This is a genomic window from Ruminococcus sp. XPD3002, assembly GCA_900119535.1.
In the GTDB taxonomy this organism is placed as follows: domain Bacteria; phylum Bacillota; class Clostridia; order Oscillospirales; family Ruminococcaceae; genus Ruminococcus; species Ruminococcus flavefaciens_H.
Map to the genome: position 1 here is coordinate 35,554 of FPJT01000011.1, position 12,056 is coordinate 47,609.

The window sequence follows — 12,056 nt, forward strand, 5'->3', positions numbered from 1 at the left end:
AAGCTGACAGAGGGGACGGGCGACGGTTAGGAGTCGCCCCCTACACTGATCACTGATTCTTTTTGGACTTTCCCAGTGATGAGGGAATGTACATCCAGGGTTCGTACTTATTCATCTTGTATATGAATGAGTTATCAAGGTCGCCCATTATTTTGCTGAGCTTGTCCATATAGTCCGATGAATCCTTCATCATTTTAACAAGGTCGCTGCCCTTCATATCGGTGGTAACGGTGTAGCTTCCTGTTTTTCCGTCGGCACCGAAATAGACTTCGTAGCTGCCCGAAACGTCCTTGAGGTAGGCTTTTACGTCGATAATATCGTCGATATCCTCGGCGCTTTTCTTGTAGTATGCATCGTCGTCGGAACTGACAGCATCGGAATAGGGGATCTTCTTATCGCATACGGAGAGATAGAGTATCTCGCCTGTTTCCTTATCGCATATGAGAGTCTGTATGGAATCAAGCTGTTTATCGCTTACGTCCTTGGAGCGGGCATAAGCTTCAAATGTACGTGTATCTGTTGAATTCCGCTCTTTCTTTCTGAAGAGCATCGATGCGGACTGGAGTTTGTCCTTCAGTTCGGTTATACCGCCTTCTTCAGCATTTTTTTCAGCTTCTTTGGTGGCTTCTGTGGTGGTATCTTTGGTAGTATCTTCTTTTTTCTCTGTGGAGGATGCTTCTGCTGTAGTTGATGCAGCGGCGGCAGTTGTCTTTTTCTCCTTAGCTGTAGTAGCTGCCGTAGTTGCAGCAGCTGTAGTAGTTGCCGCAGCAGTGGTAACGGTCTCGGAAGAAGCGCCGCTTGTGTTTTCGTATGTATTGTAGTCCTCGCAGGCGGTAAAGCATCCAAGCATGGAAGCCGCTGCGATAACAGCCAATGTTCTTTTCATATTCATCCTCCTTATTTATGGTACTTTCCTCCGCTTGCTATCTGGAAGCAGCGGTATATCTGTTCAAGCAGCATAACTCTTGCAAGCTGGTGGGGGAAGGTCATTTTCGACATAGAGAGCTTAAGGCTTCCCATAGCCTTTATATCGGGGTCCAGACCGAAGGAGCTTCCGATAATGAAGGTGACGCAGCTTTCGCCGTTCACACCTGCCTGAGTTATCTGCTGTGAGAGTTCGGTACTGCTGAGCTGTTTTCCCTCGATGCACATGGGGACTATCATGCCCTTTGCGTAGCGTTTTATCTGTTCCGCTTCTTTTTTGAGAGCGGCGGATATCTCCTTATCCGAGGGATTATCGCTGAGGCGGCACTCGTCCAGCTCGTGGAGCTCGAAGGTGCAGAAACGTCCCAGACGCTTTATGTATTCAGCACAGGCGCTTCTGAGGTAATCCTCTTTAAGCTTGCCTATGACGATAAGGTTTATATTCATCAGAAGATAACAGCTCCTCCCTGAGTTTCGACAGGTGCAACGCCCAGAAGGTAGTCCCTGCCGCGAGTCATGCCCGAAAGGCAGCTTTCAACGGTCTTGTCGGCAATATAGGGACGGTTGTTGTCCTGGCTGAGATGTCCGAGGATTATGTGTGTAGTGCCCTGTGTTACGAGTTTTCTTACCTGTGCGCCGCTGTCGGTATTGGAGAGATGTCCGTTGCAGGAAAGTATGCGCTCCTTAAGGTAAAGAGGGTAGGGACCGTTCCGCAGCATCTCCTCGTCGTAGTTGGCTTCAAGGAGTACCAGACGGCAGCCTGTAAGAGCCTCATCCACCTCGGGAGTTATATGTCCCAGGTCGGTGCAGACAGCGCAGTGCTTGTCATCGGAGGTGTGTATCCTGTAGCCGCAGCTCTGAATGGTATCGTGGGGAGTATTGAAGCATCTTACCTCGCATCCGCCGCAGTTTATAGTGATACCGTTCATATCGATAACGGGAGAATTTGCCGCTATCTTATCGCTGTCGCAGAGTCTCTGAAGGGTACGCTTCTGACCGTATACAGGCATACCCGTATGTTTTGTGAGCATTTTAAGACCTGTTACGTGGTCGGAGTGTTCATGGGTTATAAAGACCGCCTGAACAGCCGAAAGGGGAATCCTGTTGACTTCAAGAGCGGCAGAGAGCCGCTTGAAGCTCACTCCGCAGTCTATGAGTATACCGCCCTGTTCTGTACCGATAAAGGTACTGTTGCCCTTACTTGAGCTGAAAAGGGGGTATATGCGTGCCATTGAAGTGCCTCCGTTCTGAAAATATCGTCATTTAAATTATATGCCTTTTAAGTTTTTTTGTCAAGCATCAGAGCTTGTTTATCTCGGTTCCCTGACGGGTTTCCTTTACCTCATAGCCGAGTGCGGTTATCTTATCGCGTATCTCGTCGGCAAGAGCGAAGTTTTTCTCCTTACGTGCAGCCTGACGCTGTTCAACGAGAGCCATTACCTCCTCGGGGATATCGGATGAAGCGTTAGCGGATTCCTCTGCGAATTTCTTTGCATTTGCGATGAGGTCCAGACCGAGTACCTTGTCGAATTCCTCCAGAAGTGCCAGCTTTGTAGCGTTGTTTGCACCTGATTTGAGTACGTCATAGAGTACAGTGATACCCATAGCAGTGTTGAGGTCGTTATCCATAGCCTCTCTGAAGCTCTGCATAAGGCGGTCGAATTCAGCCTTGTCGGTATCTCCCGAAGCATCGGCAGTAAGGGGAGCTATCTTCTCTATGAGCTTGCTGTAAGCCAGCTTTGCGTTATCAAGGTTCTCCCATGAGAATACCAGCGACTTTCTGTAGTGGGACTGTAAGCAGAAGAAACGGTAAACTACAGGCAGATAGCCTTTTTCCTCCAGAAGCGAAACTGTAAGGAACTCGCCCTTGCTCTTGCTCATCTTGCCGCTGTTTGTGTTGAGGTGGAGTACGTGGAACCAGTAATTGCACCATTTATGGCCGAGGTAAGCTTCGGACTGTGCGATCTCGTTTGTGTGGTGTGGGAAAGCATTATCGATACCGCCGCAGTGTATATCAAGGTACTCGCCCAGATTCTTCATGCTGATGCATGAGCACTCGATATGCCAGCCGGGATAGCCTACGCCCCAGGGTGAATCCCATTTAAGCTCCTGGTCATCGAACTTGGACTTTGTGAACCACAGTACGAAATCGGCTTTATTGCGCTTGTTGCTGTCCTCCTCAACGCCCTCGCGGACACCTACAGCAAGGTCCTCTTCCTTGAAATCGTTGAATACATAGTATTTTTCCAGCTTTGATGTATCGAAGTAAATGTTGCCGCCTGCCTCGTAAGCGTAGCCCTTATCCATGAGTGAAGATATAACACGGATGAACTCGTCTATATAGGTAGTTGCGGGAACTACAACGTCGGGAGTCTTTATGTTGAGCTTTTTGCAGTCATCGAAGAAAGCGTCCGTATAGAACTTAGCTATCTCCATAACGGTCTTATGCTCGCGCTTAGCGCCCTTAAGCATCTTGTCATCGCCTGTATCGCCGTCACTTGTAAGGTGTCCCACGTCGGTGATGTTCATGACTCTCTTAACGTCCAGACCTGTGAAGCGGAGGTATTTTTCCAGTATATCCTCCATTATGTAGCTTCTGAGGTTGCCGATATGAGCGTAGTGATAGACAGTAGGTCCGCAGGTGTACATACTTACCTTGCCTGCCTCACGAGGGATGAACTCCTCTTTTTTATGTGAAAGTGAATTGTATAACTGCATGTTTATCCTCCTTAAAAAAATAAACGCCCCCTGAGAATGACTCAGGAGGCGTAGATACGCGGTTCCACTCCGATTTATAACTCTTTCCCGTAACGAGGGGGACGCCGACGGATACGCACGGACAAGCCGCTTCCCCGTCAGGGCTGACAGACGCACTTCACGTTATCGTTCTGCGCCGTTTCACCGTCCCGACGCTCTCTGAAAGAAACTGATATACGCTACTCTTCCTGCTGAGCCTTTATAGATATTACCTATATATTATATACCATCAATGCGTGGTTTGTCAAGCGTTTCAGTTGTCAGAAAGCAGAACTCAGAACTAAGAGCTCAGAAATCAGAAAGTAGAAAGCAGTAGGGGCGCATTCCGTGCGCCCGTGATATCCAAATTATGATGAATCAATTGTAGGGGCTGCCTTTGGCAGCCCGCATGATCCAATACATACGGTCAAATACAACGGACCGCCGAAGGCGGCCCCTACATGGTATCAGGGTTGTGGACTATTGTACGTGTGCCAATGGGACGGCGAATCGCCGTCCGTTTTCATCCGTATTTATTTTTGACCATGCGGACGGCCAATGGTTGTCCCTACACTGCTTTCTGAAAACTATTAACTGCTTCATGAACGAAATGGCGGTATCGGAAGTCCGTTCACACTGAAAAGCTTTACCTCGGCGTAATTGTTCCACAGGTACCTTACACGCACAGGGTATTCCACAAAGCGGCTTTTAAGGTGGAGAACTCCGCATCCGTCGAACTCCGCTTCGTCAGCAGGGAAGAACTCTCCCTCTGCATCGGCTATTGCGAATCCTGAAGCCCAGCCTGTTTCTGTCCTTACGCCGTACATATTGTCAAAGTATACCCTCAGCTCGTCCTCACCGCACTCCACATGGCTGTAAACAGGGGGGAGAGTGTCCTTCCTGTCCGCAAGACTGTAGACCTCGCTGAGCGCCTGAAGGTACATACGATGTCCCACAGGTGCCTTGTCTATGGGGTGGATGTTGCCGAATTCTCCGCAGTCCAGAAGAACTGCAAGTCCCGTATTGCGTACTGTTTCATAAGCCTTCATCTGAGCCTCACGAATAAGGCTCCAGCTTGTATCGGTTTCGTGACCTTCCTCGCCGTATACAGGGAGCTGCGCGATGATAAAGGGCAGGCTGTCGTTGTGCCACATGGTACGCCACAGGCCGATAAGTGAAGTAAGCAGGGGATAGTAGACCTCGGGGTGACGGTCATCGGATTCGCCCTGATACCAGAGAACTCCCCTTACGGTATATGGTGCTATCCTGCACAGCATTGTGCTGTAAAGACCGCAGGGACGCTCAGGGTGGAGATGTCCCATAGGTCCGGGGTAGGGATCCTCGCCGCAGAGGGCAGAAGCTTCGCCCCAGCGCAGTCCCTTTTCGTTCATGCAGGCAACTACCTTTTCTATCCATTTATTGCGTGTTGCGGTATATTCAAGATACTCCGCAGTCATCTGCTCTTCGGACTTACCTTCAACGGCTTTATCATAGTCATCAAGGTAGACAGCAAGGCGGCTGTCATGGCTGAGAACATCTTCGGATACCCATGCGGAAGCGGAAGTTCCGCCCCAGTTGCAGCCTATCACGCCAACGGTAACACCGAGCCTTCTGCTGAGTTCGGCAGCGAAATAGTATCCTGCTGCGGACCATTCTCCCGAACCTTCCTCAGAGGGGAGAGTCCAGCAGCTCTTGCTTTCCGCACGTTTCATATCCTCGCCGGAATATGAGCATTTGGGAGTGTTATAGTATCTTACGTTCTCCTTATGGCAGTTTTTCAGTGCTGAGATGCCGTCCTTATCGTTCCTGAGTTCAAACTGCATGTTGGACTGTCCCCCTGCAAGCCATACCTCGCCGTAAGCCACGTTCCTGAACACTATCCTGCGTATATCCGAGGTTATTTCAAGGGTGCAGCTCCTGCATGCGGAAGCAGCAGGCAGCAATGCGGACCATCTGCCGTTATTCACGGAAGCCTTTGCACTTATCCCCATTTCGGGAACCGATACGTATATATCGCCGCAAACGTCCTCACAGGTGCCGAATACCCTTACGGGGACACCTCGCTGAAGGACCATATTATCGCTGAATACTGCTGCTGCTTTCATAGTCTGCTCCTTATCCGTTTATCTTGCTCTTTTCGCCGTCGATAACTACAGCGCCGTTTCTTTCAAGGTTGTGCAGGAACATGAAACGTGCCTCGTCACGACATTCGGGTTTTATCATGTAGTACATATAGTTCTCTATAACGTTGAGGTTGCTGGCTGTACGTCCCTCTATCTTGAACTGTCTGAATCCCATGGGGACATACTTCTCCCAGATAGCTTCGGGAGTTATGAATGTGGGGAGATTGAGCTTTATAACGTCGAATATGCTTCTTGAAGTACAGTGGCAGTTTATAGCTGTGGTAACTGTTTCTGTAGCGTAGTCGTTGATGTTGAAGGGCTCGCCGGGGTGGTTTTTAAGGTGCTCGTTGTAGATTATCATCTGTTCGCCGATGAGTCTGTAGTGGTCAAGACGCTTCTGACAGTTAGGTGTGCAGCAGGCGTTGGCAAGTATCTCTATCTTGTCCTTGTGGGGAAGCTTTTCGAGGATATCGAACTTGTTGTTAAGGTCATAGTCGAGGACTACGATGCTGTAATCCTTTGCAAGCTCTGCTTCGAGAACTCCCGGATCGGTGATACGCTTGCAGGTAGAGCTTGTGAGCTTGTAGTTGGGGTATTCGCTTCTGATATACTGCTCCAGCAGTGGAGAATTAACGATACATTCGTTAAGACCATTATCCGCAAGCTTCATCACCTTGTTGCAGAAGGGATCGTAGAGATGCTCCTCTTTCAGCACGGGGTTTGTGAAGGTAAATCTCAGCGGTATGCCGAGGGAATTGAATGCCTTGATGACCATTTTGATGAAGCTCTCATCGCAGGTTCCGCCGACAGTTCTTCCGCCGTTCCATATGGAAGGGGGGAACACTCCGTAGAATGAAGCTATCTCAACTCCCTCGCGGAAGTATTCGGGAGCGTACTTCACCATGTTTGCGAAAACGAGGTTCAGTCTGTAGTGAGCAGCGAAGTCGGGCAGGTGAAATCTAACTTTTATATCATCCATAATAATACCTCCTGTCAGTTAATAGTGATAACGTTGTTTTTGTTGAGGTTTCTGTAGAAGGAAAGTCTTGCCTCGCCGATACATTCGGGCTTTACCATGTAGTAGAGATAATGCTCGATGAGGTTGAACATATCAAATGTGCGTCCCTCTATCTTGAACTGGCTGAATCCCATGGGAACGTACTTGTTCCAGATATCATCGGGGGAGATATGACAGCTCAGCTGCTGTACCTCGTAAAGTGAACGGTTAACGCACTGGCAGTCGAACTCGAAGCGGCTCTCGGGGTGTTCTGCCTCGAACTTAGCCGAATCAAAGGGAGCGTTGGGGTATTTCCTTACATGGTTTGCATAGGCTATCTGTTCAAGACCTATGGTATCGTAGTGGTGGCTGCGGTGGGCACATCCGGGGTTGCAGCAGGCGTTTACCAGTATCTCGCACTTTTCCTTGTTGGGTATCTTTTCGAGGATATCGAACTTGTTGTTAAGGTCGTAATCGAGAACGACTATGTGGTAATCCTTTTCCACTTCCTCATACACCTTATCGGGATCGGTGATACGCTTGCAGGTAGAGCTTGTAAGCTTGAAATTGGGGTAGTTCTTGCGGATGTAGTCCTCCAGCAGGGGAGAATTGACGATACATTCGTTAAGACCGTTATCCGCAACGTGCATCACGAAATTGCAGAACTCGTCGCTGAGGTGTTTCTTTTCGAGCTTGGGGTTAGTGAAAGTGAAGCGGAGGGGGATGCCCTTGCTGTTGAAATACTTTGTAACGCCCTTTACGAATTCCTTGGTGCAGGTGCCGCCCTGGAAGCGTCCGCCGTTCCATATGGAAGGAGGGAACACACCGTAGAATGAAGCTATCTCAACTCCCTCGCGGAAGAATTCGGGACGGCTTTCAAGCATTGCAACGAATACCATATTGAACTTATCAAAGCCTGCAAAATCAGGCAGATGGAATCTTACTCTCATGTTTTCATCCTCCTTTATCGGAACAGCAGTGAGCCTGTATTCTCGAGACTTTTCAGCAGGGTGAACCTTGCTTCGTCGCGGCGTTCGGGCTTTGCCATATAGTACATATAGGTCTCAAGCACATTGAGCGGACTTGCTGTACGTCCCTCTATCTTGAACTGCTCGAATCCCATCGGCACGTATTTCTCCCATATAGCCTCGGGGGAGATATGGGTTCTCAGGTCTCTTATCTCGAAGATGCCCCTCTGTGAATAGGGACAGTCACGGAAGTGGTCGGGATCATACTTTGATGCATCGAAGGGAAGGTTCGGGTACTTCTTGATATGAGCGTTATAGGCTATCTGCTGTACGCCTATAGAGTGGTAATGCGCCGACCTTCTCGGACATCCGGGTTCGCAGCAGGCATTTACAAGAAGCTCGCAGTCCTCTTTCCTGGGGAGCTTTTCAAGCACCTCGAAGTTATTGTTGAAATCATAGTCCACGACCACGATGCTGTAATCCTTTTCAAGCTCCTGCTTCAGAGCCTCGGGATCGGTGATACGCTTGCAGGTGGAGCTTGTGAGCTTATACTTTGGGTATGTTCTTCTTATGTATTCCTCCAGCAGGGGAGACATTACTATCGCCTCGTTGAGACCGTTGTTCGCAAGGTTCATTACCATGTTGCAGAAATCGTCGCTGAGGTGTTTCTTCTCCAGTGCGGGGTTGGTGAAAGTGAATCTCAGGGGGATGCCTCTGTCATTGAAAGCCTTTATGACGCTTCTTACGAAGTTCTTGTCACAGACTCCGCCCTGAGTTCTTCCGCCGTTCCATATGGAAGGAGGAAACACACCGTAGAATGAAGCTATCTCAACTCCTTCACGGAAGAATTCGGGACGGTTCTTAAGCATCTCGGCAAACATAAGATTCAGCTTGAAATTGCCTGAAAAATCGGGCAGATGAAATCTTACTCTCATTATAGTTCTCCTTGTATCAAAGTCTGATAACGCCGTTGCGTTCGAGGTTCTGCATGAATAAAACTCTTGCACGGTCGCGCATATCGGGCTTCATCATGTACTGCATATAGGTCTCGATGATGTATATCTTTGAAGAAGTTCTGCCCTCGAGCTTGAACTGCTCGAAGCCCATAGGGATGTATTTATCCCATATAGCATCGGGAGTTACACATGTGCTGAGCTTGAATATATCAAAGACAAAGCGTTCACGGGCATGGCACTTTATATTGTTATCCTCGTTCTCGGCGGAATAGTTGTATATATTGAAAGGTCTGTCGGGCATGATGCTCATGTGGTCGGTGTAGTATATCATGTCCTGACCGATAAGGCGGTAGTGGTTTCCTCTGTTGGGACATCCCGGATCGCAGCAGGAATTTACAAGCACCTCTACACGCTCTTTATGGGGGATAGTTTCCAGCAGGTCGAACTTGTTGTTAAGGTTGTAATCCAGCACAAGTATGTGGTAATCCTTCTCCATTTCCTCCCTTACCTTTTCGATATCGGTTATCATACGGCAGGTAGAGCTGGTTATCTTGTAGTTGGGGTATTCCCTGCGGATATACTCCTCCAGCAGGGGAGAATTGACTATTACCTCGTTGAGACCGTTATCCGCCATTTTCATTATCCTGTTGCAGATAGGATCATAGAGGTGTTCTTCTTTCAGTACGGGATTGGTGAATGTAAAGCGCAGAGGGATGCCGTGTTCGTTGAAGAGATGCATGACCTTCTGAGCCTGCTTATCGTCATATACACCGCGGAGGTTTCTTCCTCCGTTCCAGACAGCCTGGGGGAAAGAACCGTATACAGAGGCTATCTCTACGCCTTCGCGGAAGTATTCGGGACAGTTTTCAAGCATTGTCATAAAGACAACGTTAACGCCGTAGTGTCCCCAGAAATCTGGCAGATGGAACCTTGCTTTCATAGTTGTTACCTCATATTGTAAAGTCGGCGCAGTCACCGCGTTCAGAGGCTACCTCATAGCCTGCGGAGACTATCCTGCGGTCGAGACAATGTCTGCACTCTGCCGCTTCTTCGCCTGTACATATCTTGTTGTCGTATAAGTCGTATTTCTTTCTCACGTCCACAGGTGAGAGGTTCGGCATGACCACGTTACAGCCTGTTTTAAGTCCCATTTCGCGTCCCATAGGGTGAATGGTGCCAAGTGCGGTAGTTGCAGGGAGAAGCACCTTCGGGAACATCAGACGGAGTATACCGAGAAGCCTGAGAGTCAGTTCAAGGGTTCCGCCCTTTTCCTCTGCGAAGGGAGTGCTGTGGTGGGGTACGAAGGGACCTATGCCTATCATCTGGGGCTGCAGCTTTTGCAGGAAACGCAGGTCCGTGACCAAGTCCTCAGTAGTCTGAAATGGAGCGCCGACCATGAATCCCGAGCCTACCTGATAGCCGAGCTCTTTAAGGTCGAAAAGACAGCGTATGCGGTTATCAAGGCTCATTTCGGCGGGGTGGAGCCTGCGGTACAATTCGGGAGAGGCGGTCTCGTGGCGTAGCAGATATCTGTCCGCACCTGCCTCTTTCATTAGCCTGTAGCTCTCACGGGAACGTTCTCCCAGTGAAAGGGTTATAGCGCAGTCGGGGTATTTTTCACGTATCTCTGATATGATACTGCACATAAGCTCGTCCGTAAAGAACGAGTCCTCGCCGCCCTGCATCACGAATGTGCGGAAGCCGAGGGAATAGCCGTTTTCACAGCATGAGAGTATCATTTCCCTGTCAAGGCGATAGCGGTCGGCATCCCTGTTGCTTCGGCGTATACCGCAGTAAAGGCAGTCGTTCTTACAGTGCGAAGATACCTCGATAAGTCCGCGGAGGAATACTTTTTTCCCATAATAGCGCTGTCTTACCTCGTCCGCACGGATACGGAGAAGCTCCGCAGTTTCATCATCACGGTCGTTTATCAGCTCTGCAAGTTCGCTGTCGGAGAGGTCCTGTCCGGAGTATAGCTTTTCAACGAGTTCCTTCATATCAGCCGCCGAGCCTTATCATCTCGTCTATGCACTTTCTTGCATCTGCAATAAGTTCTGCATCCATAAGTATCTCGAATGCCTCGCCGTTGTCCATACCCATAAGCGAGTTATAAACGTCGGGGAGAGTTGTGAGCTTCATGTTGCGGCAGACGATGTTCTTTGTAACGGGATAGAATTTCTTGTCGGGACAGTCATACTGTAAATGCTCCGAGATAGATGTTTCTGTACCGATGATGAATTCCTTGTGGTCGGATTCCTTTGCGTAGTTCATAATGCCCGATGTAGAGCCGACATAGTCAGCAAGAGCCACAACAGAGGGTACACATTCAGGGTGTACGAGAAACAGCGCATCGGGGTGTTCTGCCTTAGCCTTCTTTACCTCGGCAGGAGTTATTGCCGCATGTGTGGGACATCCGCCGTGAAGGAGCTTTATGTCCTTTTCGGGACACTGCTGCTTTACCCAGTCGCCGAGATTGCAGTCCGGTATAAACAGGAGCTTTTCGTTATCCAGCGCCTGTACTATCCTCAGTGCGCTTGAAGATGTTACGCATACATCACAGACGGTCTTAAGAGCGGCAGTTGTATTGATATAAGCCACAACAGTGCGGTCGGGTTCCTGAGCTTTCAGCTGAGAGATGAGAGCCTTGTCCATCTGTTCAGCCATCGGACATCCTGCATCCTTGTTTGCGAGGAAGACTCTCTTTTCGGGCGAGAGCATCTTTGCTGTCTCTGCCATGAAGTGAACTCCGCAGAAGAGTATGTTATCTGCGTCTGTCTTGGTAGCGTCCACGCTTAATTTATAGCTGTCACCGGTGAAATCTGCTATTTCAACTATCTCTCTCGCCTGGTAGCTGTGAGCGAGTATAGCGGTATTTGTCTCTTTTTTGAGCTTTATGATCTTATCCTGTAATTCACGAACAGTCATGCGGCATCTTCCTTTCATTTATAGACGGCAGAATATAGTCTGCCTATTATATTGATTATACCACATCCCTGCCGATAATTCAAGTCTTTCAGTTATCAGAAAGCAGTTATCAGAAATCAGAGCGCAGAAAGCAGTGTAGGGGCGCATTCCGTGCGCCCGTCATTACACGTACATCCACATGCAACCTTGATACCATGTAGGGGGCGATGCCTACATCGCCCCTTTAGTTTTCAGAAATCAGAAAGTAGAAAGCAGTGTAGGGGGCGCATTCCGTGCGCCCGTGATAACCAAATTATGATGAATCAATTGTAGGGGCTGCCTTTGGCAGCCCGCATGATCCAATACATACGGTAAAATAAAACGGACCGCCGAAGGCGGCCCCTACATGGTTTCAGAGTTGTGGACTATTGTACGTGTGCCAATGGGA

11 protein-coding genes are annotated in these 12,056 nt (G+C 49.1%); all 11 read right to left on the reverse strand.

Going from position 1 to position 12,056, the window contains the following annotated elements:
• Positions 1 to 49: 49 nt before the first annotated feature.
• Entirely contained in the window at positions 50 to 886 is an 837-nt protein-coding gene (locus tag BT127_RS10820; protein WP_075425016.1) for a hypothetical protein, read from the reverse strand.
• Positions 887 to 897: 11 nt separating this feature from the next.
• Positions 898 to 1,374 carry a 23S rRNA (pseudouridine(1915)-N(3))-methyltransferase RlmH gene (gene rlmH / locus BT127_RS10825; protein ID WP_075425017.1) on the reverse strand — a complete coding sequence of 159 codons (477 nt, stop codon included), beginning with the start codon at positions 1,372 to 1,374 and terminating at the stop codon, positions 898 to 900.
• Positions 1,371 to 2,156, reverse strand: coding sequence for an MBL fold metallo-hydrolase (locus BT127_RS10830; RefSeq protein WP_075425018.1), 786 nt, complete (start codon positions 2,154 to 2,156; stop codon positions 1,371 to 1,373). The genes rlmH and BT127_RS10830 overlap by 4 nt, the downstream gene beginning before the upstream one ends.
• 67 nt (positions 2,157 to 2,223) lie before the next feature.
• Entirely contained in the window at positions 2,224 to 3,642 is a 1,419-nt protein-coding gene (cysS, locus tag BT127_RS10835) for a cysteine--tRNA ligase (protein ID WP_075425019.1), read from the reverse strand.
• Positions 3,643 to 4,259: 617 nt separating this feature from the next.
• Positions 4,260 to 5,765, reverse strand: coding sequence for a sialate O-acetylesterase (locus BT127_RS10840; RefSeq protein WP_075425020.1), 1,506 nt, complete (start codon positions 5,763 to 5,765; stop codon positions 4,260 to 4,262).
• A 10-nt stretch (positions 5,766 to 5,775) separates the two neighbouring features.
• Positions 5,776 to 6,762, reverse strand: coding sequence for a hypothetical protein (locus tag BT127_RS10845; RefSeq protein WP_502687168.1), 987 nt, complete (start codon positions 6,760 to 6,762; stop codon positions 5,776 to 5,778).
• A 14-nt stretch (positions 6,763 to 6,776) separates the two neighbouring features.
• A complete protein-coding gene (locus BT127_RS10850; RefSeq protein ID WP_075425021.1) occupies positions 6,777 to 7,730 on the reverse strand; it encodes a hypothetical protein in 954 nt (317 codons plus the stop codon).
• Between the two features lie 14 nt (positions 7,731 to 7,744).
• Entirely contained in the window at positions 7,745 to 8,683 is a 939-nt protein-coding gene (locus BT127_RS10855) for a hypothetical protein (RefSeq protein WP_075425022.1), read from the reverse strand.
• A gap of 16 nt (positions 8,684 to 8,699) precedes the next feature.
• Positions 8,700 to 9,644: a hypothetical protein gene (locus BT127_RS10860; protein WP_075425023.1), complete on the reverse strand. Its 945-nt coding sequence runs from the start codon at positions 9,642 to 9,644 to the stop codon at positions 8,700 to 8,702.
• 10 nt (positions 9,645 to 9,654) lie between these two features.
• On the reverse strand, positions 9,655 to 10,701 hold the full coding sequence (hydE, locus tag BT127_RS10865; RefSeq protein WP_075425024.1) for a [FeFe] hydrogenase H-cluster radical SAM maturase HydE: 1,047 nt from the start codon (positions 10,699 to 10,701) through the stop codon (positions 9,655 to 9,657).
• Position 10,702: 1 nt separating this feature from the next.
• Entirely contained in the window at positions 10,703 to 11,629 is a 927-nt protein-coding gene (gene nadA, locus BT127_RS10870) for a quinolinate synthase NadA (RefSeq protein WP_075425025.1), read from the reverse strand.
• Positions 11,630 to 12,056 lie beyond the last annotated feature (427 nt).